The organism is Streptomyces sp. 5-10, from assembly GCF_014712245.1.
GTDB lineage: Bacteria > Actinomycetota > Actinomycetes > Streptomycetales > Streptomycetaceae > Streptomyces > Streptomyces violaceusniger.
The window spans coordinates 70,495-96,475 of the sequence record NZ_JACVYG010000017.1 but is presented as its reverse complement, the minus strand read 5'-3'; the positions used below and the strand labels follow the sequence as shown (position 1 = coordinate 96,475).

Genomic DNA, 25,981 nt, shown 5'->3' with positions numbered 1-25,981 from the left:
ATCGAACGGAAGGCGCCGCCACCACGTGGTCGGCCTCGGTGATTCAGGCCCACAGCGCCTTGACGCAGGCGGCAATGGCACGGCCCTGGCGACGTCCCGCCTGGGCGGCGGCCTGCGCGCGACGGGGGTCGTAGGGGTTGGGGCCGATCGCCCCGAGGCTGCCCTCGTCAGGGACGGCCAGAAAAGCGCGCGCATCCTGGTTGAGACGGTCGACGTCCTCCTGGGCACTGGGGATACCCGCGTGACCCTCGTACATGGGGGCGAGGACGACGATGCGGTCGTGCCCGGCCGCGAGAGTGGCATTGGCGGCGGAGACCATGCCCGCGTCGATCCACTCATGGCCGTTGAACGAGACGGTGGGCCAGATACCGGGGACGGCGCCACTGGCCGCGGTGGCGGTCTCGATCGAGACGCCCGAGTCCGGGCCCAGCAGTTCCAGGCGGCCCGTGTCGGCGTCGGTGACCGCGACGCGCATGTTGGCCGGCCACTTGTCGGTTCGCAGTCGTGCCCGCACCACGCCATGCCGGGTCCCGGTACCGACGCCCGGGGCGAACTTGCGGGCCACCCGGCCGAATCCTGCCCCCACGGCCTCGGGATCGCCCGCACCGGAGCGGAACGCCTCGGCCCAGCCCGCGTAGACGTCGGGATCGGTGCGCATGACCGGCTCGTGGTCGCTGGCGTGGGCCTGGTCGGCGTAGAGAGCCTCCCAGTCCGTGCCCGAGGTGTAGTTCGTGCCGGTGAACGAGCCGGCGGACGTTCCGATCACCGTGTCCGCGTCGCGCAGGTCGACGCCCTCATCGAGCAGACCGGCCAGCACGCCGATCTCCCATCCCATGCCGGTGACGCCGCCCCCGCCCAGGACGAGTGCGCGGGTCGTGTCCGTAGAAGCCATGTCAGCACCCTTTCCGGAAATCATCGTTTCCGATAATTGACGTTACCATAATGACATGCAGAACTCGCCCCGCGGCCGGCCCCGCCGCTCAGACATCGATCGCCTGGCCCTCGAACACGCCTTGGGCCTGCTGGAGGAGCGCGGATACGACGGGCTGCGGATGAAGGACGTGGCCGAGTCGGCCGGGATCGGGCTCGGCGCTCTGTACCGGCGCTGGGCGGGCAAGAAGGAGCTGGTCATGGCAGCTCTGCGGGCGGACATGGCGCAGCACGAGGAGGTCGAGAGCGGCGACCCGCTCGCCGACTTGAACGCCGCCCTGGAGCGCATCGCCGACGCCGTGCCGAACGGCCTCGGCCGCCTGATCGCCGCCTGCCTGAGCCAGCCCGACTCCGAACTCGCACGCGTGGCGAGGGAGGCCAAGCTCACGCCGATGGCTGACGGCCTCACCGCCCGCCTGGAGAAGGTGATCGGGCCGGTGCCGGACGCGCGACAGCGCGCCGAAAGCGGGCTGTCCTACCTCATCTGGAGTGCGGCCATCGCGCGGGAGGACAGCGATGCACAGTCCTTGCGCGACCAGGTCCTCAGCATCATGGGAGTGAGCTCGCCGCAGGCAGGGGGTCAGACACAGCGGCTCCTGTAGCCACAGGTCGGCGTGCGCTGGCCGAGGAGCGCCGAAGGCGTGCGGACTGGCTCGGCACCGCCATCACCGAGGTCCTTGCCACCGAGGAGCGGGAAACTCTCGCGCAGGCACTGCTCCTGCTGTCACGCCTGGGCGCACACCTGAAGGTCAAGCAGCCCGAACCCGGGCGAACGGTCAGCCTGCCGAGGCGATCACCGGGCCAGGTACGGTCCGGTGGCGCTGCCTTCAGCCCCATACCACCTCGGCCGCCGTTCCCGCCGTTACGGTCCGCCCGCCGGAGTCGCCGCTGGCCGGATAGAGGCCGGTTGTGGGCTCGTCGAGGACGTACAGGGTGTCGCTGCGGCGCCCGTGCCGCAGTTCGTTTTCGGACACCTGCCTCGATGCGCTCCGCACTGTTTACGTGCGCCCGGAAGGAGACGATTGATGTCCAGAGTTTCCGGGTGCGGCGTGGGAGTGTCGCCGGTTGGCTGGAAGGGGTCCCGGTAGTACTCGCCGAAAAAACAACGGAATAGCCCCTGACCTGGGGATACCCCCCGCTCCCTTTCGGATGCCGGTGCCGGGGGCGTTCTCCTCGACGGTGGTGTGGTCGGGCATGAGGTCGGCGACAGCGGTGCGGATGGCGCCGCGGCTGACGCCGTGGTCGCGGGCGAGGGCGGCGATGGAGCGGCCCTCCAGGTACGCGGTGCGCACGGCGTCGGTCTTCGTGGCTGCCACGGCGGGTCGGCGCCCGCCCTTGCTTCCTTTGGCCTCGGCGGCGCGCAGTCCGTCGTAGGTCAGCTCCCGCTGGAGGTCGCGTTGGAGCTCGCCGGCGGCGGCGAGCGCCGTCGGATCTGAATTGGATTTGAGCCGCCGCGAACCCCCGGATTGCACGGGTTCATTGGACGCGTCGTCCGCCTGTCGTCAAACCCCGTCGTTTGACGACAGGATTGGAAGCGGCAGAGGCCTCCGGGACGGGCGCCAGGTCTTGCAGCAGCGGCAGCAGACCGGAGGCCATAAGTTCCTCCTGTGCACGCGGTCCGAGTTGGAGCCCGTCGCGTACGGCAATCCGGGCCGCCCGTCGGCAGCGGTACCGGACGTGCCACACCGGGTCCCCGGCAAGCCTGGCAGCGCCGTCACTCAGCGCTGGCGACAACCACAGCACCGGCTCCTGTGGCCGAAACGCTGGCTGGTTCACCGACTGGGCGGAGAGGGTTCTCCCGCTCAATGGAGGAGTCGATGTCTGAGGGCAACAGGGGAGGCAGGGGGGATCGTGTCGGACCACAGCGACAAGGTCACAGAAGAACAGGTGCGAGAGCGGGCCGCCCAGATCCGGGAGCGCCTGAAGCGCTGGGAGAAGACCGAGGGTTTCGCTCTGGCGGCGGCGCTGGACGTGGAGGCGGCGGCGCGGCGAGCGCTGGAGGTGCGGTCCAGGCCGAAGCCGTCCGCGCACGACGTGCTGAAGGCGATCCGGCCCGAGTGGGAGAAGGAGGCGGCGCAGCAGGGGCTGATCGGCGAGGCGCTGGACGCGTTCAAGAGGCAGATCCTGGACTCGGACGCCCCGCAGGTCTTCTGCGACATGGAGGGCTTCCTTGGCCTCGAGTACCACATTCACCTCAACAAGGCCGCCGTCGAGGTGATCTCCTGGAACACGGATGTCGTCCTTGAGGCGCTGGAGTGGGCCACGGTGGCCGTCCCGAAGATCGATGAGATCCTCTCCCCGCTGGAAGCGTTCATCAGGGCCGCAGCGATCCAGGAAGTCGGCGCCGCCAACAGCAACGGCCAGGCCCAGCTCGTAGGGGTCTGGCCCGTTCCCATCCCCATCGTCGAGTCCGACGACAGGGTCTGGGGTGTCCTGGGCGATCTCCTCGGCCACTAGGTCGGACAAAACACCCGGCCGCCGCCGAGCGCCTGCCCTCCCGCGCAGCGCCCGGCGGCGGCCTCGGGAACAAAGGACGTTCGCGGGGCCAGGGTTCGTCTTGCGGCCTGGAGAGCCTGGCCAGGCCGGTGGTGCCGCGGCAGTTGGATAGAGCGGACGTCGGGTGAGGCGTCGGGTCACCAGCGTGGCGGCCGCGTCGGTGGGGGGAGATCGCTGCGGCGTACGGGACGGGGAAGCTCCCGCTCCTGCCCGGCGACGGCTGCCCCACTCGCGTGGGCGGCGCCTACCGCCCCCACTGGTTCTGATGCCTGTTGGCCCGCGTCCGGTCTGTTGTCGGTCCGGTCGCTACGCTGTGGGCAGCGGCAGGACGCGCACGCCGCACGCCATGGTCACCGGCACCCACGCTGCCCGGCAGACGGCCAAGGACCCCCGGGAGAACGTCCCGGCGCAGGCCCCCCCGAAGTTGCAGCACATACGACCGTTTCTTCCCGGATGTCGGTGAGCCCGGCGGGATGCGTGGGATCCCGCGAGAGAGGCTGACATGACCAAGAGCGGAGCCAACGGGCCCAAGTCCCGCGCCCGCGCTCGACAGGAGCGCGACGGCGTCAAGTACACCCGGGCCCAGCGCGGCGCCACTGCCGCAGGCACGACAGTCGGTGTCAGCGAGCCGGACGACGGCTTCGGCGGCAATGAGTTCGAGTACGAGCAGGTCACCGACCTGTTCCGGTGCACGGAGTGCGGGGTCTACGAAGTGGCGGCCCGTGACACGGAGGGACTGATCAAGCCGTGCACGGGCCTGGTCCGCTACGGCGGCGACCCCGAGCGGGTCTACCTGCTGCTGACCGAGAACCCGGCGCTGCCGTACAGCCACGTGGCTTTCCTGGCGACGAAGGTCCGTAGCACCGGTATCGGCCGGGCGCCCCGGTTCTCCTGGCGGGAGGGGGGGCTGCTGGTCGAGTCGGCTCCCAGCGTCGTCGCCGAACTGGCCCGCCGGATCGAACTGGTCAGAGATGAACTGGAGCAGGTGGAGAGTCTTGAAGATACGGCCGTAGCGGCGAAGGCGTCGCCCAGGCCGGTGGGGCGGCCGTCGGGGGAGAGCATGCAGATCGGGTCGTAGCCGCGGACCTCGCCCAGGGTCGGCGAGCTGGCCACGCGGAGCATGTCGCCCCAGTGTGCCCGTACGCGGTCCAGACGGACGGTGTGCTTCGAGATCGGCTGGAGCGGTCCGTAGTCGGCGGCGGTGTTCGTGTGCCATAGCCGGGCGTCTGAGATGTCGGCGATGCGCGGGGAGAACTGGTAGCCGCAGATCGCGAAGAGGCCGAAGACGATGTCCGAGCACGACGCGGTGTCGGTGATGACGGTCTCCGGCTTCGGCCCGCCGTCGCGGGCGTGGATGGTGTCCAGGATGAACAGCGAGTCGCGCAGTGTGCCCGGCACGACCACCCCGGCCGAGCCCCATCACCTGGTCGTTGATCACGTTCAACCACGTTGCGCCCTTGTGCCGCAGGCCGAAGTGTACGTCGTGGAGTTCCACCCGCTCCTCAACTCGCTGGGCCCCAAGCCCGCCCCCGGGGAGGGGCCCGAACTCCTGCTGAGGCATGACTACTTGGGTGGCAGTGGCCCCGTGCACCGCGACGCGACACATACCTACACCGACGGCCCGGCCGTCGAGGGCGCCACCGACAGCTACGAGTGGATGCACGGGCTGGGCGAGGTCGTCAACGCCCTGATCGGAGCGGGTCTGGACATCCGACGGCTGCGCGAGAGTCCTGAACTGCCCTGGCCACGTTGGCCCCATATGGTTCGTGGCTCATCCGGCTGGTGGCGGCTGCCGGAGCCGGGGATCCCTCTGCTGTACGGACTTCTGGCATCCCGCTGAGCGAACGGCCACGATAGTGACCTCTACGGTGGCGAGGCTGCTGCGAACCCGAGTGGGCGGAGCGCGCCGCGCGCACTGCGGTGGCCCCAGCGCGAGTTTTTGGGGCCGAGTCGGATCTCCGATCGGCTGGATCTGGCGTTCCTGACCGCGCTCAGCTGGGCTGGAACGGCGGTCGGGTCTGGTGCGACCGCTCGGGGGGCCGTCCGGCGCCTCGTTGGCGCCTTCGCAGTCGGCGTTCGCCTCCGGACCCGGCTCCGTCCTGGTAGACCCGGCAGATCCGATGGCGCCCGCCATGCGGAGGAGCTCGGCACGGTTGTCTCCGCCCCCTGGGACGCGCAAGCCTGCCCCACAGTTCAGCAGCCCGCTGACCGGGAAAAGTGTTCCGCTGTTGCCCGGATGTCGAGACAGTGGCGGAAGCGAAGACTGAGCAACCGCCAGATCCACAGGACAAAAACAAGGGGACCTGTATGTCACCTGCCGCTTCCACCCGTTTGTCCGTTGTCATCGATACGGACCCCGGGGTAGATGACACCTGGGCGATCTTTTTCCTGGCCGCCCAGCCGGACGTCGAGATCGTCGCCGTTGGAGCCGCGCACGGCAACGTGCCCACTGCCGTGGCGGCCGCCAACGCCTTACGTGTGCTCGACGTCGTCGGCCTGGATCAGGTACCGGTTGCCCTGGGCCATCCGGCTCCTCTTCAGCAGCCTTTACAGACGGCAGAGTTCGTCCACGGCGCGGATGGACTGGGTGGCAAGGCGGGGCCTGCGTCACCGCGACAGGTCAGCGCGGAATCAGCAGCGGAGCAGCTGGTGCGCCTGGCCAGACAACGGCCGGGAGAGCTGACGTTGCTCGCCCTGGCGCCGCTGACCAACATCGCCCTCGCCCTTCGGATGGAGCCGAACCTCCCCCGACTCCTGCGCCGTGTGGTGTTCATGGGCGGTGCGTTCCACGTGGCGGGCAATGTCACCGCCTGGGCCGAGGCGAACTCCGCTCATGATCCGGAGGCAGCGGAGGAGGTGCTGCGCGCGGGGTTCGACCTGATCATGGTGCCGCTGGACATGACCGAATACGCATGGGCTGACGCATCCTGGCTGAAGCTGATCGCGGATGCGGCCGCCCCGGCTGCTCGCTTCGCGTCATCGGTGCTCGAGACCTACGTCGCCCTCTACAGTGACGCTCACGGCACCGTCGGCTGTGTCCTGCACGACCCACTGGCTGCGGCCATCATGGTGGATGAGTCCTTGGCGACATACGAGGAGCACCAGGTCATGGTCGAACTTGCGGGGCATGCACGTGGCGCCACACTGATCGACGAACGGAAGTTCAGCACTGACCGCGGGGGTATCCCCGATCAACGGCCTACGGTGCGGATAGCCGTCACCGTGGATGCTACCACTGCCATGGACCGCGTCCACCGCGCTCTGATCACCCCTGGGGTCGGTCAGTAACCGAAAGCACACCTACCGTGCGCCTGGACAGACCTCCGGGAGAGGTCCTGGGTGCCTCGGGTGTCCCTCGATCGAAGCGGCCGGGAGGCCCGGCAAGACACGGCCGATCCGCCGTTGTTCACCGGCTTGGAATCGTATGAGGTTCAGCTGTGGCGCTGCCCCGCGTCGTAGCAGGCCGATGCGGGGCAGCTGGATGCGAGCCCGGATCAGGGCCGGATGTCGACGTAGAAGGCGTCGTTGTGCAGGATGCGGTCGGCGATGTACCAGTTGTTCAGGCCGGTGCCGGCGTTGCTGTTCTGGGTGCCGTCGACGTACCCGGCCCGCGGTGCGGTGGTCGCGGTCGCCTCGGTCGCCGCGCTCCGCAACAGCGCCGGCAACGCCGCCTATGCGACGTCCAAGGCGGGTTTGCTCCACCTCTGCCGCTCCCTCGCCGTCGACTACGGGCCGCAGGGGCTGCGGGCCAACGCGGTGTGCCCGGGCTGGGTGCGTACGGAGATGGCCGACCAGCGGATGGAGCGGTTCGCAGCGGAGGCAGGGCTGGCGGGCGGTGCCGAGGCGGCGTACGAGGAGGCAAACAGGCTGACTCCCGCCGGGCGGCCGGGGGATCCGGAGGAGGTCGCCGAGGCGATCAACTGGCTGCTTTCGCCCGCCGCGTCCTACGTCAACGGGGCCGTCCTCACCGTCGACGGCGGGGTGACCACGGTCGGTGTCGGCGGTGCCGCCTTCGACTACCGGATCGAGGCGCGCACCCCGCGTCTGTAGCGGACCACCGGACAGGCCCGTTCCACAGAAGGCTGGGCCTGGACGGAGCCCCATCGGAAGCCGTGCTCGTCGCCGGGGATTTCGATGCCGGCGGCGTGGCATCCCATTGGCTTGCACAGTGCCCGGGTTGCGGCTTCACGGAGGCGACATGACACTCCCGATGGCTTGCCACGTCGATTCGGTGCGGAACACGTACGGCGTGAACACTGCCATCAGGACCGCGAGCACACCGAGCGCCTAGCCAGACGAATCTCATCATGATCTCCCTCGGGCATCGTCACGACGGGTCCGTCGGCGTCTTCTTCAGGCGCAGGGTTGTGATTATCCGATGACTCGGCGTGCTTGCGTCAGACACCCGAGTCAGCACAGCCCATGTTCTCTGCGCCGCGCCGCACCGATCCGGTCGACGGGATGGTCCGGGAGGCGGCAGACTCAGGGACGGACGGAAGGAAGGGGCAGCATGAGTGCACAGCCGATTCACCCGCATCCGGAGCCGGACCGGGTGCCGCGGAACGCCGAGGGCATCGCGGCCTCGCTTGAGGGCGAGCGGCGGATGGAGTTCTACCGCGAGCTCCTGGCGGCCGCGCCGGAGGAAGCCGAGGGGGTTCTGCGCCGCTGGTGGTGCGAGGCGATGCTCGACACCGACCCGTCCGGTGGCCGGTTCACCGAGGCCGCGCTGAACGGCACCCTGCCCACGAAGAGCGTCGCGTCGGCCATCGCGCGCCGCCAGGCGGCTGGGCTGCCCGTTGAGTGAGTCGCACGGCCAGGAGCCGGAAGGCTGGCCGTGTGAGCTGTCCGAAGAGGTTGATGCGCTGCTGGCCGACTCATCCCTGCCGGGGGAGGTCTTCGGGGCGATCATCGCGGCGACCGTTCAGATCAACGAGACGCGGGGCATGGTGCCGGGCAGTACCGCCTCGGCGAAGTGGCCCCAGCAACGACGCATGCCGCTCGGCCGGGACGGGGTACTGGGCGTCGCCGAGTACGTCATCGTTGCTGACGCCGACCCGCCGTACATCGTCCTCACCCGGGTTCAGCTGTACTGACCGCCCCCGACAACCGAGCGGTGTGGCGCGGCCGCGTCAGGTGGCGCGTGGCGTGGGTTCAGCGCGCAGCAGGTCGGGGCGGGCATCGGCGATCGCGAAGGCTCGCCGGAGCCCTTCCACCAGTGTCGGTTCGATGTGATAGACCCGGGCCCGCTCGTCGCGCTGGAGCAGCCGGGCCGAGCTGGCCGGGCCGATGCGGGCGCTGTACCGCCGGGATGCTGGTGAGGGTTCCGCCGATCTTCGCTTTCGTGATCGGGGTGGTCGGATGGTCGGCGAAGTACTGCTGTACTTCGTCGAGCGAGGCGCCGCCGCCCAGGTCGGTGATCCGCCGCAGCGCCGCGCGGGCACCGGGCATCAGGGAGGCGATCACCTGGAAGAGTGCCTGCTCGCTCCAGCCGTTCCCGATGGCATCGTCGTCCGCCAACGGGGCGGTGGTTGGTGATCCGGCTGGACCCGTACGGGACTCCTGCTGCTGGGGTGAGCGTGGTCAGCTGCCACGGTGGCGGGTGCCCCGCCGACTCCGCCAGGTACCGCGACCCGGTGGCAGCACGGACAGCTGCCCTGACGCATTTCCATGTCAAACGAAAGCTGACCGGCCGAGGCCGTGGCTGCACGTGCCAAGGAGCGGGATCTGTCTCCGCGGCCTGGCTCAGCACCCCACTGCACCCGCCCGCTGGATGTCCACGAGCTCGTAGATGGTCGGCCGTTACGGGTCGATCGCAGCGCTGAGACGGCCGACGGGGATCTGTACTTTGGCGCGTCGTAGTGCGGACCGGATGGTGCGGCCGACCACCATCAGCCGGTTGTGCCGTCCCTCCCACTGACCCCAGGTGGCCAGGTCGGCGCCCGCGAGGTGGTCGGCGATCTGCGCCAGAGTCAGCCACTCGGGGTCGCCATGCGCGGCGAAAGCATCCAGGAGCTGGCAGACGATCTGTGGACTGCCATCCGCCCGTGCGGATGCGGCGGATGGTGGGGCCGGGCACTCCGGCCGCGGCGCCAAGGCGACGGGATCCTGCCCATGTGCGGGCACCCGGTCTTGTGAGATGACTGGTTCAAGGGCGGCCAAGATGTTGGTGAGGGACGGGCCGGGGGCGCCGACGGCGATAGCCTGCGCGGTGAGCTCGGTGACGTGCGTGCTGGCGTTACGCAGGCTGGCCACTTGGCCATTGCGTACCGCCACCGCGTCGGCGAGCTCTTCAAGCAACTGCGTCCATTCCACGCTCTGCACAACGCCGCCGCCGTGCCGTGGTGGCGCCGATGTCTTCCGCCGCCGGTTCGCCGTGGGCGCAAGCCCGTCCCAGCACACGCAGGGAGAAAGGGCGAGGAAGCAAGTCAGTGGGGACGCGCATGCCCGGCTGGCCGCAGACTGAAGCGCCGTTATGACGCGGGGCGCCTGGCAACCGGGAGCCTGCCGGACTGACCGGGCGTTCGTACGGCTACGCCAGCCTGTCCAGAGGCTCATCGGTCGATTGTGGAGAGAGCGGCGAGGCACAGGGTGAGGCAGGCTGCGAAGGTGACGCCGCTGCGGGTGAAGGCTGCTGGGATCGTCGCACCGTCCCAGCGGGCCAGGGCGAAGGATATGGCTGCGGCGATGGTGGAGAACAAGCCATCGGCCGCGTGCTGGAGGAACTGGCCGACCTGGCAGTGCCGGTGGAAGAGGGACCAGTTGAACGGACCGGAGCTACGGGGCCGATCATCAGCGTGTATCTGCGCGACCCGGACCACAATCTGATCGAACTCAGCAACTACCTCGACTGAGGCGAACGCTTTGGTGGAGCTCCGGGGCCAGTCGGCAGAAGCACAACGAGAGGGTCATCAGTTCGCCGACGGACAACACCCCCATGGCCGCTCTGGGAGGAGACCAGCCATGGGGGTGTTGTCCGTCCGAGCCGAAAGCCCACTGGACGACACGGGAGGATGATCAGGACGGCGCGGCCCTCCTGCCCCACAAAGGCCGAGGCTGTCCGTGGCGGCACGCTGGCCCGGGTCAGGTCAGGAACGTGAAGAGCGGGCTGTCCGGAGGGACGGGCTCGATACGGTGCGGGACCTTGCCCATGCGGTCCAGCAGCGGCTCGAGGCCGTCAGGCGCACCGAGTTCGATGCCCACCAGTGCGGGGCCTGTCTCGCGGTTGTTCCGCTTCACGTACTCGAAGAGGGTGATGTCGTCCTCCGGCCCCAGCACGACGTCGAGGAACCGTCGCAGTGCGCCCGGTTCCTGCGGGAACTCGACGAGGAAGTAGTGCTTGCGTCCTTCGAAGAGCAGCGCGCGTTCGACGATCTCGGCGTATCTGCTCACGTCGTTGTTGCCGCCGGAGACGACGCACACGACCGTCGCGCCGGGCTCCAGGCCCGGATCGCGGTCGAGCGCGGCGGAGGCCAGGGCGCCTGCCGGTTCGCTGATGATGCCGTCGGACTGGTAGAGGTCGAGCATCTCGACACAGATCCGGCCTTCCGGCACGGTGAGCATGCGAGGCGGCTGCTGGGCGACGACCGTATAGGTGTGACGACCGACGGTGCGTACGGCCGCTCCGTCGACGAAGGGATCGATGTCCGGCAGCGTCACGGGGCCTCCGGCGGCCAGGGCCGCGGCCATACTCGCCGCGCCCTGCGGTTCGGCGCCGATCATCTGGACGGTCGGGTGTGTCTCACGGAGCCAGGCGATGGCGCCGGCGAGCAGGCCGCCACCGCCCACGGGGACGATCACCGCGTCCGGAGCGCGGCCGAGCTGCTCGACGGCTTCCCTCACCACGGTGCCCTGCCCTGCGATGGTGCGCGGGTCATCGAAGGCGGGTACGAGGGTGGCTCCGGAAGCATGGGTGTATTCGATCGCCGCAGCGGCGGCGTCGTCATAGGTGTCGCCCTCGACGATCATCCGGACGTGCTCGCCGCCGAGTGCCCGCACCCGGTCCCGCTTCTGCCGGGGTGTCGTCCTCGGCAGGTACACCCGGGCGGGCACGCCCAGGGAGGCACAGGCCAGTGCGACGCCCTGGCCGTGATTGCCGGCGCTCGCACAGACCACACCTCGCCGGCGTTCGGCCGCGGACAGCTGCGCGATGAGGTTGTAGGCGCCGCGCGCCTTGTACGACCGTACGGCCTGCTGGTCCTCCCGCTTGAGCCACACGTCGAGTCCGTATCGCTCGGACAGCCGCTCGCTGCGGTGCAGGGGGCTCGGCCGGATCACCTCCGCGCACCGTCGTGCGGCCGCGACCACGTCCGATGCGTCCACGCCACCGGTCCCGCTGTGCTCAGTCACCCGTTTCTCCTGTCGTATTGTTGGGCGCATGGCAGCCCGAGGTAAGTCCGCCACGGTGGCGAACGAAGGGTCGAAGCAGGCTCCGCTGCTCGTCCTGGGAAAGATCTCCGAGATTCTCAACGCTTTCACACTGGCCCGGCCTTCTATGAGCCTGCGCGAGATCCAGCAGCAGACGGGACTGCCTGCTTCGACCGTGCAACGCCTGGTGACGAATCTGGTGGCGCACGGGTTTCTCGACCGCTCCGGGGATACGTTCCGGATCGGGGTGAAGATGGCCTACTGGGCGGCTGCCGCGGCAAAGGACCTCGACATCCTCCAGGTGATCAACCCCGCTCTGAAGGACCTTCGTGACCGGACCGGGGAGACCGCGTGCTTCTTCCGCTCCGAAGGCACCCAGCGGGTGTGCATCGCGGTCGCCGAGACATCGCACGCCCTTCGCCGGGAGATGTCGGTGGGGAAGATCGCCCCCATCACTGTGGGGTCGTCGGGGCGGGTGCTGCTGGCCTGGGATCCGGATCTCGCCGAGCGCGTGTTGCGGGAAGAGCTTCCGCAGCTGACCGAGAGCACGGTGACCGACCGGGACGAACTGCGCGGGCTGGTCCAGCAGACGCGTTCCGAGGGCTATGCCATCACGGTCGGCGAGCGCATCGACGGTGCGTCGGGGCTCGCGGCCCCGGTGTTCGACTCGGCCGGGGATCTGGTCGGGGCACTCATGGTTCACGGGCCGACGCTGCGCATGCCCTATGAGCGGTGCGTCGAATGGGTCGATCTGGTGGTGGAGCATGCCGAACAGGTCACCCGAGCGCTTGGGGGGCGGTATCCGGCCTGAGCCGCAGCCGTTGTCCGATGGCCCGGCCTGCGGCTTCCATGGCTGCCTCGTCGCTCGCCATGATGATGTCCATGAACTCCTCGCGCAGGGGCCCGAGATCCGGGCCGACGGATCCCGCCACGGCGAAGCGCGCGGTGCCGGCCGAGCGGGCCAGCACGGCCGACACGATCTTCCCCTGACTGCTCTGCTCGTCGAGGCGCCCCTCCCCGACGACGACAGCTTCCGCATCGGCGAGGTGGTCGTCGAACGACAGGGCGTTCAAGACGTAGTCCGCACCCGATACCAGATCGGCGTCGAACCGCGCCCACATCGCCCCGGCGAAGCCTCCGGCAGCCCCGGTCCGTGGCACGTACGTCGGGTCGCGCGGCAGCTGTTTCGCCTGGTGATGCAGGCGCAGCGTCAGGGAGGCGATCTGCCCCATGTCCGCGCCCTTTTGCGGGCCGAAGACCCGCGCCGCTTCCGCGTAAGGGGTGGTGACGTCGGTCAGGACGGTGACCGGGGTGCCGCGCAGGCCACCACACTCGTCGATCGCCCGCAAGGCCCCGAACCCGCCGTCGCTGGTGGCGGATCCGCCGGCGGCCACGACGATTTCGGTGACGCCCTGACGGGCGGCGTCGGCCATCAGCATCCCGACGCCGTACGTGTCGGCGGCCACCGGATCCCGCGAGCCGTCGTGGGGGGCGTTGATCCCGCACACCTGGGCGAGCTCGATGTAGGCAGCGCCGGAGGGCGCGAGCGCGATCGTCCCGTCGCATACGGCGCCCCAAGGGTTGCGGGCCGGTGCGGCGCGGTGGCGCAGTCCGAGGGGGTCGGCGAGGACGGCGAGGGTTCCCTCGCCGCCGTCGGCCACGGGGACGAGCACGGGAACGGCCGGGGTCTGCGCCAGCCCCCGGCCGATCGCCGTGGCCACCTGCGGTGCGGTGTAGGTGCCCTTGAAGCTGTCGGGCGCCACGACGACCTTCATCGCCATGCCTCCGGGTTCACCGCATGGGCCGGCATCTCGCCCCGCGCCATGGCGACCGCGTTGTTCGCGCAGACCTCGGCCATGGTGGCGCGGACGGAGCGGGTGGCGCTGCCGACGTGGGGCAGGAGGGTGGTGTTGGGCAGGTCGGCGAGGCCATCGGCGAGTACGGGTTCGTCCTCGTACACATCGAGTCCGGCGCCGGCGATCTCACCTGAGCGCAGCGCCTCGACGAGTGCCTTCTCGTCCACCACGGGCCCGCGGGAGGTGTTGACGAGGCAGGCCGTCGGCTTCATGGCGCGAAGGGTCTTCTCGTCCACGAGATGGTGTGTGGCGTCGGTCAACGGGACGTGCAGCGAAAGGAAGTCGCTGGTGCGCACCAGGTCGTCCCACTCGGCGAACCGCACCCTGCCGGCGAGGTGTCCGAGCCGCTCGGGAGGTACGGGTCCGCTGCGTGCGGTGTAGCGCACGGTCATGCCGAACCCGAGGGCACGTTCAGCCGTCGCCCGGGCGATCCGTCCGAAGCCGACGAGTCCGAGCGTGGCCCCGCTGACGTCGCTTCCGAGGAGCAGCTCGGGCTGCCAGCCCTGGTATTTCCCCGCGCGCAGGAAGCGGTCCGCCTCCACGCAGCGCCGTGCCGTGGCCAGTAGGAGAAGCATCGCGATGTCGGCGGTGGCGTCGGTGAGGACACCGGGCGTATTGCCCACGAGGATTCCGCACCGCGTGGCGGCTGCCACGTCGACGTTGTCGTATCCGACCGCGTAGTTGGAGATCCCCTTGACCTTCGCGTCTTCCAGTACGGCCCGGTCGAACACATCGGTCAGCTGGGCGACGACGACGTCGACCTTCCCCGAGGAGCATTCCCGGCGCAGTTCGCCCGCGGACAGTTGCCGGTCGGGTACGTACACCTCACCGGCCGCCCGGAGAATGTCCATTCCGGGAGCCGGGATGGGGGTTGTCATCAGGAACTTCATCGGCACACCTGCGCATCCGGTGCCGCCATGGCCCATTCGAACGCGGTGGTGCTGGAGTGCGCCGCCTGACCTGCCCTGGAGCGGTTCGGCTCGTCCAGCTCTGCCAGCAGCCCGTCGGCCAGTTCGACCACGGCGCCGAAGGTGTCCGGCGTCAGCCAGTCGGGACGCAGTGCGAACAGCAGATCTTCCGTCGCGGCGTTCCCGCTGGCGCCGGGTGCGAACGGGCAGCCGCCGAGGCCGCCGAGCGCGCCGTCCAGTTCGCTCGCTCCGGCGGCCACCGCGGCCAGGGAGTTGGCGACGCCCATTCCCCACGTGTCATGCCCGTGGTAGACGATCCGCCGCGCAGGCGATCGCGTGGCCACTGCGGAGACCAGGCTGCTCACCTGAGTCGGTACGGCCTGACCGAGGGTGTCGCACAGCACGATGTCCTCAGCTCCCTCCGTACGGGGGTCGTTGGCGATCCGGAGCACCGTTTCCTCCGGGACGGCTCCGTCGAACGGGCAGGTGAACGCCGTGGCGACGCAGAGCTGAATGCGCCCGCCGACCGAGCGGGCGTGCTCGATCGCCGCCGGCATGGCCGCGAGGCTGTCCTCGGTCGACCGGCCGATGTTGGCCTGGTTGTGACGGTCGGACGCCGACAGGCAGTACTGGAAGTTCACCGCGCCCGCCGTCGCCGCCTTCTCGACGTGCCGTGGAGTGGCCACCCAGACCCAGGACCGGGCAAGCTCGTCCGGGCTCAGGCGTGCGATCACCTCCAGTGTGTTGGCCATGGGTGGGACGAGCGTCGGATTGGCGAGCGAACCGATCTCCACGCTGGGGACGCCGAGAGAAAGAAGTTCGCGGACGACGGCCACCTTGCGGTCGGTGGACAGAGGCTTGCCGGTGAGCTGGAGGCCGTCGCGCAGCGTCACATCGCGCAAAGTCACAGGGGCACTCATGACGTCTTCTCCATCTCCATGATGATCGCGTCGGTCTCCTCGTCGTCCTTGCCGAGCAGGTCGGTGAGCACCTGCCGGGTGTGCTCGCCGAGGTCGGGGCCGAGGGATCGGACAGGCAGGGACTTCTCGCCGAGGACGGGGACGATGCCAGGGAATCCGACCTCTTGGGGCTCGTCTGCGGCTATGTGGACCGGCAGCCGCTGGATCATGCCGCGGGCAGCGAATTGCTGGTCCTCGCAGATGTCCGCCGCGGTGTAGATCGGGCCCGCCGGGACGCCTGCGGCATCGAGGACCGTGAGCACCTCGTCACGAGGAAGCGTCCTGGTCCATGTGTTGATCGCACTGTCGAGTTCGTCACGACGGGCCCATCGCTCCGCGTTGGTCTGCAGTCCGGGATCGTCGGCGAGATCGGGACGGCCGATGGCCCGCATATAGCGCCGGAAGATCGCGTCGCCATTACCGGCGATCACCACGCTGTGCCCGTCCCCGCATTCGTACGCGTTGGTGGGGGCGATGCCCTCCATCCTGCCGCCGACCCGTTGCCGTTCGAGGCCGTAGGCGAGGTAGTCAGGAACAAGGGATTCCATCATCGAGAAGACAGCCTCGTGCAAGGCGACATCCACCGTTCGCTCCGACAACGGCGCCTTCGTGGGAACCCGTTCGCGCTGCAGGAGCGAGACCACGGCGCCGAACGCCGCGTACAGACCCGCGATCGAATCGCCGATGGACACCCCGACCCGGGAGGGCGGGCGGTCGGCTTCCCCGACCAGGTGGCGCAGACCGCCCATGGCCTCGGCCACCGCGGCGAACCCCGGGCGGTCCGACAGAGGCCCGGACTGACCGAATGCGGAGATGCGGGCCAGCACGATATCGGGGTTGGCCTCCTCGAGGGCTGCGGGGCCGAGTCCCCAGCGCTCCAGCGTGCCGGGGCGGAAGTTCTCGATCACGACATCGCATCGCCGCACCAGGTCCAGCACGGTCGCCCGGCCGCGATCCGTCTTCAGGTCGAGCACCACCGACTTCTTGTTGCGATTGATGGTGCGGAAAAGCATCGAGACATCACCGGCGTAGAGCCGCCAGTTCCTCAACTCGTCCCCGGTACGAGGGCGTTCAACCTTGATCACCTCGGCACCGAAGTCCGCGAGCAGCCGCCCGGCGGTGGGGCCCGCGATGTAGTTGCCGAGTTCGAGCACACGCACTCCGTGCAGTGGCAACTGTGTGCTGCGGTTGGTCATGGTGTCCTAACGTCAGGTGGATGGTGGTGGGGATCAGAGGATGGCGCTCAGCACGAGGATCGGCCCCATCGCGACGATGGAGGCGACGGAGACCCCGACCGAGCAGGTCTTGAGGGTGCCGCGGGTGGTCTGGCCCATCAGAGACTGGAGCAGCCAGAAGGTGTTGCTGGTCAGGTGCACGAAGAACAACGATCCGGCTCCGGCAGACAGCGCGATCAGTACGGGATCGAGACCCAGCGTGGGGGCTACCGGCGCGAGCAGGCCGGCGGCAGTGATCGCGGAGATCGTCACCGAACCGACCGCGATGTGCAGCACGGCGGCCACCAGCCAGACCACCAAAAGCGGAGCCCAGGTGTTGGCCTTGAAGTATTCCCCGAGGATGTCCCCCAGCCCGCAGGCGGCGATCACCGCTGCGAGACAGCCTCCGACGCCATTGAGGAGGAGGATCTGTCCGCTGTCGCGCATGCCCTTGCTCAGCGCCGCGTCCACACGGGGCTGCCCGAGGTAGCGCCGGGCGACGAGGCAGGTGGCGACCAGGCCGAGCACGAGGGCCACGACCGGGCTGGAGAACAACTTCACGAAGGGGTTGTGCCACCCTGCCACCTCGGCAAGGGCTCCGGTGGCAATGAGGAGGAGGGAGACCAGGAGGGGCGAGAAGAGCAGGAGGAGTCTGGGCTGCGGCCGGGTGCGGGCCTTCACCTCCACCGCTGTCATGGTTCCGCCGCCAGGGGTGTTCTGGCCGACGGGGTACGCGTCGTCGGCCGCACCGCCGTCCGCGGGGGCGCTCGGCGCCGAGCCGGAAACGTCCTCTTCATCGAGCGCCGGGTTCCACCAGCCGCGCGTCAGCGCGAAGTTCATCACGGCGATGGCGATGGTCACGGTCGGGATGACCACGATGAGTCCGTACAGCAGGTACGTGCCGAGGGGCACGTGAAGGAGCGCGGCGAGCGCCAGCGCTGCGGCACCTGGGACTGTGAAGACGATGCCGCACTCCAGCCCGATGGCCAGGGCAGTGGCCATGCGGGCGGTTCCGTACCGGCCGAGCTTGGAGGCTATGCCCTTGGCCAGCGGCCCGGTGATCACCAGCAGCACGTCCAGATAGATGGACTGCAGGAAGGTCGTGATCGTCAAGGCCATCGCGTGGGGGATCCGCTTCGGGCCCGCGACGCGCAACAGGGTGTCGACGAGCCGCTCGATGGCTCCCAGCTCGCGTAGGAGGGCTCCGATGAGTACGCCGAACGCGATCAGGAGTCCGATGTCGGCCATGACGTCGCCGAACCCCTTGGTGATGGTCTCCACGGTCTTGTCGACCCCGAGGCCGGTCGCGAGACCGAGATAGCAGGCGCCCAGAACCAGGGCGACCACAGGATTCATCCGCAGCCGCACGATCATGAACACGATGGCGATCACGGCGATGGCCGTATTGAGCAAGATTGCGGTATCCGACATGCCTACCGTCCGATTTGTGCGGGGTGGGACGTATGCGAAGCTAGAGGCTCGACTCGATGACCCGCATTATGAGCACGAACCCACAATGCGGGTCAACAGTCTGGAAACATGAAGCCGCGCAGGCAGGAACGGCAGCCGCGGACGAGGACCGCTCGTGAGATCGACGCACCGGCCTCAACTACCGCGATCCCAGCGCTTACCCGACGGCGTGCGACATGCGGCCTTGATGGGCTACGTCGGAAAACGGGTCAGCAATCCCTCACAGGCGGAGCCACCAATATCGCCTCCACCCCCACTCAGGACGGCTATCAGAGCCGGGCCGGCTGCGAGTGGACCTGCCTCCCGCACGACCTGCCGCCGAAGAGCGCGACGTACTACTACTTCGCCACCACGTGGCGGGACGACGGGACCGACCAGGCCATCCACGAGCTCCTGCGCTGCCAGGTCCGTGAACGCGCCCGGCGATTAGGGCGTATGTGATGTCGTGATCAATCTTGTCCATCCGGTTCCGGCACGAAGGCGGATCCGGCAGGAAGACGATCGTGATGCGCGGCAACTCACCGATGAGCAGCGGAAGTTGATCGAGCCGTTCCTGCCGATAGGGCCCTGGCCGACCGCCTACGGACGCTTCCGGGTCTGGCGGAACGCCGGTGTCTTCACCACCCTGCTGGAGGCCCTGATCGCCGAAGCCGCCCGCCGGGGCAAGACAAACTTATCCCTGGTCAGCGTCGAGTCCACGACCGCCCGTGCTCACCACGACGCCGCCGGGATACAAAAACGGGGCAAGACGAGATGCAACAGAACGGGCGGGATGGCGAAAACGAGCCCGAAGCGGAACGAACGCCGACGCGTCCGCCGCCGACGCAGGCTCCGCCTGAAGGAAGCCCTGCTCGGAAGGCCCCGCGGCGGACTGCCAGCAGATTCACCCGCTACCGACCGCAGGCGCCGACCGCTGCCGTTCGCTCTGACCGCCGGGCAGGCCGCGGACAGCCCCCGATTCATCCCCGCACTGAAGAAGATCCGCGTCCGCCTGCCGGTGGGTAGGCCCCGCACCCGGCCGGACGCGGTCGGGTGCGGACAAGGCGCACTCGTCCCGCGCCGACCGCGCCTACCTGCACAGCCGCACTCGCCGCGTTGTGCCGGACCGTCGTGGATCTGCGCAGCGGCCCCGAACACTGGGTGGCCTTGCCTCCGTCCCATGGAACACGGTGGGACACGCCTCCCTGGGACGACCTGACCGGCGAGCCCCTCCCGCTCCCGGCCGCGGACGACATCAGCCAGCCGCTCGCACTCGCCGTCAAGGGGGCCAGGTGACGCCTGAGATGACCTGGAATGACGTGTGCCTTCGGCAGCGTCAACGTGATCACGGACGTGGCCACCACCTCGGCCGCCACCAACGACGGCCAGGCCCTGCCCGGTATCCACACCCGACTGGCGCGTCGTGGGCTGCTGCCCGCCGAGCACCTGGTCGACGGCGGCTACACCTCCCTGGTTCACCTGGAACGAGCCGAGCGCGAACACCAGATCACCGTCAGCGGCCCACTGCCGGGCAACCCCACCCGCCAGCACCGCAGGAACGAGGGCTTCGACCGGGACGACTTCCACATCGACTTCGACCGCCGGCGGGTGACCTGTCCCCAGGGCCAGGTCAGTGCCGGCTGGCACGGCCCCTACCCGACGTCCTCACCCACCGCCGCCCCGCTGATCGTGGCCCGGTTCACCAAGGGCCAGTGCCACCCCTGCCCGGTCCGCACCCGCTGCACCACCACCGCCGACAGCGCCCGGACCGTGGTCTTTCCCTCAACAGAACTCCGCGACCTGCAACTCCGCGTCCGCGCCGAGCAGCAGACACCCGACTGGAAGACCCGCTACGCGGTCCGCTCCGGAGTCGAGGGCACCATCAACGAGTTCGCCCACGGACACGGCATGCGCCACTGCCGCTACCGAGGCCAGCCGAAAGCCCACCTGCAACACGTACTCACGGCCATCGCCGTAAACATCGAACGCCTCAGCAGCCTGCCACCGACTGAGGAAACCCCTTCGCCGAGACCGCCGACCGCCTTCCAGAGCGGAGAACAAACCGGGGACAGTCCGCGAAGACATCTTCGTCGGCCCGTTCAGCGCGGACCAGATGGTCGGCCAGACCGGAGCGTTGATCAACGATACCCGGCGATCCAGTCTGGTTCCGCCCGCTGCCCTCCACCAACCTCCAGAACGCCGACTTCAAGGTCCAGACCTATTACGAGTCCCGCGAGGACAGCGGACAGCCGGTGCTGACCTGTGGCAGGGGTCCCTCGCCCTTCCGCCGTGGTACACGAACCTGCCGGCCGGGGCCCCGGAACCAGGCGGGTGCTACTACATCTACGACACCCACTATCGCCTGCTCGGGACGCGGAAACCGAGCGTTCCGGTACGAATGGATCGGCACGCCGTACTACCCAACCGAGCGCGGCGGCATGGGCCAACGGGGCAGGCAGCGTCGTCTACGCCTTCTGGAACGGTTCGACGCAGACCAGAGCGTGGCAGGTACTCGCGGACCCGATCCCGACTCCCTGTCAGTCGTCAGACGCGCCCCACGGTCCGGATTCGAGACCGCCATCACCACGAACAGCCCCGGACCGTACTTCCAGGTCAGGGCGCTGGACTCATGGGGAAGAGTCCTCAAGGCATCCAAGGTCGTGAAACGGCCCGGCTGACGGCCAGTCAGGCGAACTCACTCAAGAACAGTCGCCAGGGGCGGCAGGGCGGGCGCGCTGGAAGATGCCCTCCTGCCTCTTGCGACTGCCTCGGTCCATCGGGCCCTGACCCGGCTTCGACCAGGCCACCTGACTTCATCGTCGACCGGCGTTTTCGGGCCGAACCTGGCCGGTTCCCCATCCGCGAGCAGTTCGAGGCCCCGGAGTTCAACCTCGCCCGGTACATCAAGGACGGTACCGTCACCGACGTCGACAGCGGAGAGTAGGGGAGGGCGACGATGAGCCTGTTCGGGGACGGCCTGGACGCCGCGGTGCAGAAGGCGTTCACCCGCCCGGCGCCCAAGCGCGCGCCCGCGCAGATGCGGTACCTGGTCAAGCAGCTCAAGGGCACCAGGGCGGTCGCCGAACTGCTCGGGATGTCCCAGCGTCAGGTGGAGCGGTACGTGGCCGGCCGGGCCAAGAACCCCCGCAAAGACCTCGCCGCGCGCCTGGAGCGGGAGGTGAAGAAGCGGTGGCAGCCGCAGATCCGGGCCAGGGCCCGGTAGAAGGCGGCGACGACCGGTGGCATCGTCATCGACACCCGTGCCCGGCTCGGTTACGTTGCGCCGATCGGGACGACGGACCAGGACCGCCTCCGGCACCTGACCGTCGCCCTGCCGCCCCGCTACGCCGCCCGCCATGTGTGACCGGGTGCCACAGTTGGCTAGCTGAGCACACTTGTCGGCCACGGGCGTGACGTAGCTCCGGCGGTCCTCAACCGTCCAGCCGTCGCCCAGCTCGCGACGCAACGCCTCCAGTGCTGCGTCGGCCTCACGTCGGAACGATTCCTGCTGCTCACGGGGCCGGGGCGAGGGTCCTGCCGGGTGATCCCAGTCCAGTGAGGACTGGTACAGGTCGGCGAGTCTCGTGAACTGCCCGACCCGGCAGGCGATGGAGGGGGAGTGGAGCGCCGAGTGGAGGTCGGAGGACTGCGCAGGACGCTCCCGGCGACGGCCGACCGGCACCGGCACCGGTGGGGGTGCCGGTGCCGGTGGGGGTGTCAAGCCGTCCAGTGGGCAGTTGCGCACCTGGGTTCGGCCAGCCGAGACGTGGCCGATTTTCCCTTACCAGGGGACGATCTGACCATTGCGGTCCAGGAATGCCAGACCTTTGCTGCCAAGGTGGGAGAGCAGGAGGTCGACGAGGAGCGGGGTGCTCTCTTCCACCGTGTACGGGGCGTCGTCGCCGCCGAGGGCGGTGCGGATCCAGCCGGGGGCCATGAGCAGCAGGGAGCGGTCGGTGTCGGTCTGGCGGGTGGCGTAGCTGCGCATGAACATGTTCAAGGCTGCTTTGCTGCCGCGGTAGACCTCGCGCAGTCCGTTGGTGTTGTTGGTGATGCTGCCTTGTCCGGAGGACATGACGCCGATAAGGCCGGTGGGGGTGACCAGGTCATCGAGCGCTTCGATGACGCGCAGGGGGCTGAGCGCGTTGGTCACCATGACATCGACGAAGTCCTGCGTGGGGACGGCTCCGATGGGGGTCTGCTCGTTGTTGGTGGTGCCTGCGTTGACGAACAGGATGTCGAGTTGCTGTCCGGCCAGTCGTTCGTGCAGGGGCGCGAGTTCTTCGGGCTGGGTGATGTCGAGGTGTTCGATGCGTATGCGTTCGCCGTGGCGGTCGGCGAGGTCGTGCAGCGGGGTGGGGGCGCTGCCCCGGACGGTGCCGATGACCGACCATCCTCGGTCGGCGAGTTCCGTCGCCATAGCGCATCCGAGTCCTCGGGACGCTCCGATGATCAAGGCGGTTCGGGTGTCAGTGGTGGGCTGCGACATGGCGCATCCTCTCCTTGTTGCTGGTACGGGTTTCTGTGTGGTCGTGGTTGCGGGAGTGGCGCCGTCCGGGCTGTCGGTCAGGACGTGGCAGGGGTGAGGCCGAAGAGGGCGGCGGCGTTGGCCGAGCTGACCTTGTGGCGGTCGGTGTCGGTGGCGAGGTGGCCGAAGAAGGTGTCGATCTCATCTCGGGTGGGCTGCTGGAAGGGGTAGTCGGTGGAGAAGATCAGCCGGTCAGTGGCCGTCACCGTCAGAGCGTGTTGCAACAGGGCGGGGTTGAACATTCCCGACGTCGTGAGGAAGACGTTGGTGCGGACGTAGTCCGAGATCGACCGCTTGAGTCCGGCGATGCGGGCGAGGCTGTCGGCCCGGTCGAGCCAGAAGGGAAGCAACTCGCCCCAGTGGCCCAGCACGATCTGCAGGTCGGGGTGCCGGTCGAAGGTACCGCGCAGGATGAGCCGCAGTGCCGCGGTCGCCGCTTCCAGGTGCCATCCCCAGCCGAAAGTGGCCAGACCCAGGTCGGTCATGGGGTCAAAACCCCGGTAGGTGGCGTCACGCAGCGCGTCAGAGGGGATCTGCGGGTGGATGAAGACCGGCTGGCCGAGGCCGGCGGCGGTGGCGAAGAAGTCGTCGTAGGCGGGATCGTCGAGGAACCGGTCGCCGGACCGGCCGTAGACCATGGTTCCCACGTGGCCCTGGGCTGCGGCGCGTTCGAGTTCGGCGGCGACGTGCTGCGGGGACGAGAGCGGCAGGGTCGACAGCGACCGGAACCGCGTGGGGTGGGCGTGGACCGCTTCGGTGGCGGTGTCGTTCGCCAGACGGCTGAGCGCGACGGCCTCCTGCGCGGGCAGGGCCTGGGTTCCCGGCGGGGTGAGGGCGAGGACGGCCAGGTCGATGCCCTGGGCGTCCATGGCGGCGATCCGGCCGGCGCCGAGGTCTTCGAGGCGCTCGCCGACATCCCCGCGCTCGTTGAACAAGAGGCTCTCGTCCGGGTGGGAGGCGGCCTTGAGGGCGGAGGTCAGCTCCGGCAGCATCCAGTGTTCTTCGATGCCGATCAGGCTCATGGTCAGTGTTCCTTCGGTGCCGTGAGCGTGCACTCTGGCGCGCTGGTGGAGGGGGTGCGGGAGTGTGGGGTCTCACCCGCTGTCGGGAAGTCCTGCACGGCGGGTGCGCTCGGGGGGAAGAGCGCGTAGGAGGCAGCGGCGAGGACGGCGAGCGCGCCGATCGCGATCGCCATGGGGACGGCCGTGTGGGGGCCTGCGATGCTGATGACCGGGGTGATGAGGGCGGCCAGGCCGAACTGAGCTGCGCCGACCACGGCCGATCCGGTCCCGGCCGCGTCGGGCACGGCGTCGAGGGCGAGAGCCATGGCCGGGCCGAGTATGAAACCCAACGAGGCGACCGCGAAGAACAGGGGCACCGTCAGCCAGACCGGGCCGAGGGGCGTGAGTGCCAGGGCGAGCAGCGCGAGCGAGGCAATGAGGAGCCAGGTGACGCCGATGGTCACGATGCGGCGCGGCTCGACGCGGTGCAGCAGCCGGGATGACAGGGCGCTGCTGGCGACGAGGCCGAGCGCGTTGAGCGCGAACAGCAGGCCGTATGGGACGGCGCCGACGCCGATGACCGTCTGGTACAGGAACGGGGAGGCCGAGATGTAGGCCATCAGGACCGCGAAGGAGAACACCAGCGTCCCGGTCGCGGACCCGTAGGCACGGCGCCCCAGCAGCCGGAACCCGCCCCGCTGGGCGGTGCCTCGCCTCTCGGGCGGCAGACTCTCGCGCACGATCACCGCAGAACCGGCGAGCATGGCAACAGCCAGTGCGGCCAGCACCAGGAGCACACCGCGCCAGCCGATGGCACCGGCCAGCACGCTGCCCAGCAGCGGTGCCACGACCGGCGCCACCCCGCTCACGATCATCATCAGGCTGAAAGCACGCGCCGCGGAACGCCCGGTCTCCAGGTCCGCGATGACTGCGCGGCCGATGACCATCCCGGCCGATGCGCTGGCCCCTTGCAGCAGGCGCGCTGTCACGAGGACGGTAATCGTCGGGGCGAGGGCTGCCAGGACACTCGCGGTGACGAACACGGCCGAACCGGCCAGCAGCGGTCCGCGTCGGCCGTAGCGGTCGGACAGGGGCCCGAAAACCAACTGCCCGGCGGCCAGTCCCAGCAGGAATGTGGTCAAGGTCAGTTCGATGGTCGTGGCACTCGTGTGCAGGTCCACTGCCATGCGTGGAAACGCCGAGAGGTACATGTCGATCCCGAACGGGGCGACGCTGGCCAGTACCGCGAGCATCGTGAGCAACGCGGGTGTGATCTTGCTGCCGGAAGACTCCTGCGAAGGTACGGACACAGCGATCCTCCGATCGGATATTTCATGTGATTGAGGGCAAAGGTAGGCGCAGATGAGTTAGTTGTCAAAGGATAGTAATCGCCTGACAGGTAAATTACACTGTGGGTGTGGACGAGAAGCAGAAGGCCAGGCTGTTCGAACTCGCCGACCTGATCCTGGCGATCAGTCGGCACCTTCACGCCGCCAAGGCAGACACAGCGGAGTCGTGGACGCCACTCGAGGCAGCCGTCATGCGCTACATCGATCACCAGCCGGGCACCACGGCGACCCAGGCGGCCGAGGCGACTCGGCTGATCTCCAGCAACTTCAGCCGGGCGCTGCGCAAGCTGGAGCAGAAGGGCATGGTGCGCCGTGAGGCCGATCCCGATGATGCCCGGCGCGTACGCCTGTATCCAACGCAGAGGGCAGGCGAAAACCTGCGCCACCTCGAGGATGCCTGGAGTCGCCTCCTGGACGAGGCCGTGCCCGATGCCGCCGAGGCGGAGGCGGTCATCAGCACACTTCGACACATCGAGTCGCAGCTACTGACTCGCACGAGCCGAAGCTGAACAGGTGACAGCGGGGCGCGGCAGGCACCAGCTGATGTGGCGCCGCACGGGCGCCCGGCACGTGCGGTGGCGCATCGGAGGGCCGCTCCAGGGCCCGTACACCCGCTCCTCGTACGTCGCCGACGACTGGGCGAGCCGGTTGCGGCCGCTGTCGGTCAGTGTCGTGCCCCGGGTCCGCAACTGAGGTGTGCGATCCGCGCGCTCGACATAACCGGCCCTGGCGAGAGCATCGAGGATCTTGAGCATGGTGGGCGCGGCGACCGCCGAGCGGCGGGCGAGTTCGGAGTTGGAGATGCCCGGATGGGGCTCCAGGAGGGCGAGCACCAGGTACGGGGGCGTTGTCAGGCCGACCTGGGCGAGGGCCAAGACACCTGGGCGAGGGCCAGGACGAATCGCCAGGAGAATGCCATGACCAGCC

Annotated in this window: 25 protein-coding genes and 5 pseudogenes; 15 read left to right on the top strand and 15 right to left on the bottom strand. The window is 68.9% G+C overall.

Annotated features, from left to right (window positions below):
• Positions 1-43: 43 nt before the first annotated feature.
• Positions 44-892, bottom strand: coding sequence for a patatin-like phospholipase family protein (locus tag IEJ02_RS20635; RefSeq protein ID WP_191066213.1), 849 nt, complete (start codon positions 890-892; stop codon positions 44-46).
• 55 nt (positions 893-947) lie between these two features.
• Here IEJ02_RS20635 and IEJ02_RS20630 point away from each other — a divergent pair, with 55 nt between their 5' ends.
• Positions 948-1,532 carry a TetR/AcrR family transcriptional regulator gene (locus tag IEJ02_RS20630; protein WP_191066212.1) on the top strand — a complete coding sequence of 195 codons (585 nt, stop codon included), beginning with the start codon at positions 948-950 and terminating at the stop codon, positions 1,530-1,532.
• Positions 1,533-1,757: 225 nt separating this feature from the next.
• Here IEJ02_RS20630 and IEJ02_RS20625 read toward each other — a convergent pair whose 3' ends face one another.
• Positions 1,758-1,904 (bottom strand): hypothetical protein, encoded by a 147-nt coding sequence (locus IEJ02_RS20625; RefSeq protein ID WP_191066211.1) that lies wholly within the window; start codon positions 1,902-1,904, stop codon positions 1,758-1,760.
• 210 nt (positions 1,905-2,114) lie between these two features.
• Here IEJ02_RS20625 and IEJ02_RS20620 point away from each other — a divergent pair, with 210 nt between their 5' ends.
• A complete protein-coding gene (locus IEJ02_RS20620; protein WP_191066210.1) occupies positions 2,115-2,366 on the top strand; it encodes a hypothetical protein in 252 nt (83 codons plus the stop codon).
• Between the two features lie 415 nt (positions 2,367-2,781).
• Positions 2,782-3,387, top strand: a complete 606-nt coding sequence (locus IEJ02_RS20615; RefSeq protein WP_191066209.1) for a hypothetical protein — start codon at positions 2,782-2,784, stop codon at positions 3,385-3,387.
• A gap of 828 nt (positions 3,388-4,215) precedes the next feature.
• On the opposite strand, the gene IEJ02_RS50800 is transcribed toward IEJ02_RS20615, so the two are convergent.
• Positions 4,216-4,824 (bottom strand): Tn3 family transposase, encoded by a 609-nt coding sequence (locus IEJ02_RS50800; protein ID WP_191066208.1) that lies wholly within the window; start codon positions 4,822-4,824, stop codon positions 4,216-4,218.
• Between the two features lie 79 nt (positions 4,825-4,903).
• Here IEJ02_RS50800 and IEJ02_RS20605 point away from each other — a divergent pair.
• From IEJ02_RS20605 to IEJ02_RS20585, 5 genes and pseudogenes are all read left to right on the top strand, one after another.
• Positions 4,904-5,266: pseudogene (locus IEJ02_RS20605) on the top strand (SAM-dependent methyltransferase); the annotation flags it as partial.
• A gap of 467 nt (positions 5,267-5,733) precedes the next feature.
• Positions 5,734-6,714, top strand: a complete 981-nt coding sequence (locus tag IEJ02_RS20600; RefSeq protein ID WP_191066207.1) for a nucleoside hydrolase — start codon at positions 5,734-5,736, stop codon at positions 6,712-6,714.
• A 312-nt stretch (positions 6,715-7,026) separates the two neighbouring features.
• Positions 7,027-7,476, top strand: a pseudogene (locus tag IEJ02_RS20595) (SDR family oxidoreductase); the annotation flags it as partial.
• Between the two features lie 460 nt (positions 7,477-7,936).
• A complete protein-coding gene (locus tag IEJ02_RS20590) occupies positions 7,937-8,230 on the top strand; it encodes a hypothetical protein (RefSeq protein WP_191066206.1) in 294 nt (97 codons plus the stop codon).
• Positions 8,223-8,519 (top strand): hypothetical protein, encoded by a 297-nt coding sequence (locus tag IEJ02_RS20585; RefSeq protein WP_191066205.1) that lies wholly within the window; start codon positions 8,223-8,225, stop codon positions 8,517-8,519. Before IEJ02_RS20590 ends, IEJ02_RS20585 begins: the two co-directional genes overlap by 8 nt.
• Positions 8,520-8,577: 58 nt before the next feature.
• Here the strand turns inward: IEJ02_RS20585 and IEJ02_RS20580 are convergent, their stop codons facing one another.
• Positions 8,578-8,943 carry a hypothetical protein gene (locus IEJ02_RS20580; protein ID WP_223864141.1) on the bottom strand — a complete coding sequence of 122 codons (366 nt, stop codon included), beginning with the start codon at positions 8,941-8,943 and terminating at the stop codon, positions 8,578-8,580.
• Between the two features lie 282 nt (positions 8,944-9,225).
• The gene (locus IEJ02_RS20575; RefSeq protein ID WP_191066204.1) at positions 9,226-9,738 is read right to left on the bottom strand and encodes a hypothetical protein; all 513 of its coding nucleotides are present in this window, start codon (positions 9,736-9,738) and stop codon (positions 9,226-9,228) included.
• Between the two features lie 398 nt (positions 9,739-10,136).
• Here IEJ02_RS20575 and IEJ02_RS20570 point away from each other — a divergent pair, with 398 nt between their 5' ends.
• Positions 10,137-10,277: a VOC family protein gene (locus IEJ02_RS20570; RefSeq protein WP_223864140.1), complete on the top strand. Its 141-nt coding sequence runs from the start codon at positions 10,137-10,139 to the stop codon at positions 10,275-10,277.
• Between the two features lie 229 nt (positions 10,278-10,506).
• On the opposite strand, the gene ilvA is transcribed toward IEJ02_RS20570, so the two are convergent.
• Positions 10,507-11,772, bottom strand: coding sequence for a threonine ammonia-lyase IlvA (gene ilvA, locus IEJ02_RS20565; protein ID WP_275561328.1), 1,266 nt, complete (start codon positions 11,770-11,772; stop codon positions 10,507-10,509).
• A 55-nt stretch (positions 11,773-11,827) separates the two neighbouring features.
• On the opposite strand from ilvA, the gene IEJ02_RS20560 reads away from it, so the two are divergent.
• Entirely contained in the window at positions 11,828-12,601 is a 774-nt protein-coding gene (locus tag IEJ02_RS20560) for an IclR family transcriptional regulator (RefSeq protein WP_275561329.1), read from the top strand.
• On the opposite strand, the gene IEJ02_RS20555 is transcribed toward IEJ02_RS20560, so the two are convergent.
• Genes IEJ02_RS20555 through IEJ02_RS20535 form a run of 5 tightly spaced genes read right to left on the bottom strand, consistent with a single transcriptional unit; the run spans position 12,567 to position 18,158 of the window.
• Positions 12,567-13,571, bottom strand: coding sequence for a glycerate kinase family protein (locus IEJ02_RS20555; RefSeq protein ID WP_223864139.1), 1,005 nt, complete (start codon positions 13,569-13,571; stop codon positions 12,567-12,569). The two genes, IEJ02_RS20560 and IEJ02_RS20555, sit on opposite strands and share 35 nt — an antisense overlap.
• Entirely contained in the window at positions 13,562-14,524 is a 963-nt protein-coding gene (locus IEJ02_RS20550) for a 2-hydroxyacid dehydrogenase (protein WP_223864138.1), read from the bottom strand. The genes IEJ02_RS20555 and IEJ02_RS20550 overlap by 10 nt, the downstream gene beginning before the upstream one ends.
• An 8-nt stretch (positions 14,525-14,532) precedes the next feature.
• On the bottom strand, positions 14,533-15,474 hold the full coding sequence (locus IEJ02_RS20545) for a hydroxymethylglutaryl-CoA lyase-like TIM-barrel protein (RefSeq protein ID WP_191066200.1): 942 nt from the start codon (positions 15,472-15,474) through the stop codon (positions 14,533-14,535).
• On the bottom strand, positions 15,471-16,709 hold the full coding sequence (locus IEJ02_RS20540) for a CaiB/BaiF CoA transferase family protein (protein WP_191066199.1): 1,239 nt from the start codon (positions 16,707-16,709) through the stop codon (positions 15,471-15,473). Before IEJ02_RS20540 ends, IEJ02_RS20545 begins: the two co-directional genes overlap by 4 nt.
• Positions 16,710-16,742: 33 nt before the next feature.
• Positions 16,743-18,158: a GntP family permease gene (locus IEJ02_RS20535; RefSeq protein WP_191066198.1), complete on the bottom strand. Its 1,416-nt coding sequence runs from the start codon at positions 18,156-18,158 to the stop codon at positions 16,743-16,745.
• Between the two features lie 306 nt (positions 18,159-18,464).
• Between IEJ02_RS20535 and IEJ02_RS48700 the strand changes: the two are divergent.
• The 4 genes and pseudogenes from IEJ02_RS48700 to tpg all read left to right on the top strand — a co-directional run.
• Positions 18,465-18,626: pseudogene (locus tag IEJ02_RS48700) on the top strand (transposase); the annotation flags it as partial.
• Between the two features lie 55 nt (positions 18,627-18,681).
• Positions 18,682-19,363 (top strand): annotated as a pseudogene (locus IEJ02_RS48695) (transposase family protein); the annotation flags it as partial.
• A gap of 127 nt (positions 19,364-19,490) precedes the next feature.
• Positions 19,491-20,435, top strand: coding sequence for a transposase (locus IEJ02_RS20530; protein ID WP_223864137.1), 945 nt, complete (start codon positions 19,491-19,493; stop codon positions 20,433-20,435).
• Between the two features lie 697 nt (positions 20,436-21,132).
• Positions 21,133-21,531: pseudogene (tpg, locus tag IEJ02_RS20525) on the top strand (telomere-protecting terminal protein Tpg); the annotation flags it as partial.
• A gap of 426 nt (positions 21,532-21,957) precedes the next feature.
• Here tpg and IEJ02_RS20520 read toward each other — a convergent pair.
• The 3 genes from IEJ02_RS20520 to IEJ02_RS20510 all read right to left on the bottom strand — a co-directional run bounded on the left by IEJ02_RS20520 (position 21,958) and on the right by IEJ02_RS20510 (position 25,015).
• Positions 21,958-22,665, bottom strand: coding sequence for an SDR family NAD(P)-dependent oxidoreductase (locus IEJ02_RS20520; RefSeq protein ID WP_191066197.1), 708 nt, complete (start codon positions 22,663-22,665; stop codon positions 21,958-21,960).
• Positions 22,666-22,742: 77 nt separating this feature from the next.
• Positions 22,743-23,726 carry an amidohydrolase family protein gene (locus tag IEJ02_RS20515; RefSeq protein WP_191066196.1) on the bottom strand — a complete coding sequence of 328 codons (984 nt, stop codon included), beginning with the start codon at positions 23,724-23,726 and terminating at the stop codon, positions 22,743-22,745.
• Between the two features lie 2 nt (positions 23,727-23,728).
• Positions 23,729-25,015, bottom strand: coding sequence for a multidrug effflux MFS transporter (locus tag IEJ02_RS20510; protein WP_317985856.1), 1,287 nt, complete (start codon positions 25,013-25,015; stop codon positions 23,729-23,731).
• 107 nt (positions 25,016-25,122) lie between these two features.
• Here IEJ02_RS20510 and IEJ02_RS20505 point away from each other — a divergent pair, with 107 nt between their 5' ends.
• Entirely contained in the window at positions 25,123-25,563 is a 441-nt protein-coding gene (locus IEJ02_RS20505) for a MarR family winged helix-turn-helix transcriptional regulator (RefSeq protein ID WP_191066195.1), read from the top strand.
• Here the strand turns inward: IEJ02_RS20505 and IEJ02_RS20500 are convergent.
• Positions 25,537-25,929 (bottom strand): MarR family transcriptional regulator, encoded by a 393-nt coding sequence (locus tag IEJ02_RS20500; RefSeq protein ID WP_191066194.1) that lies wholly within the window; start codon positions 25,927-25,929, stop codon positions 25,537-25,539. The two genes, IEJ02_RS20505 and IEJ02_RS20500, sit on opposite strands and share 27 nt — an antisense overlap.
• Positions 25,930-25,981: the final 52 nt, after the last annotated feature.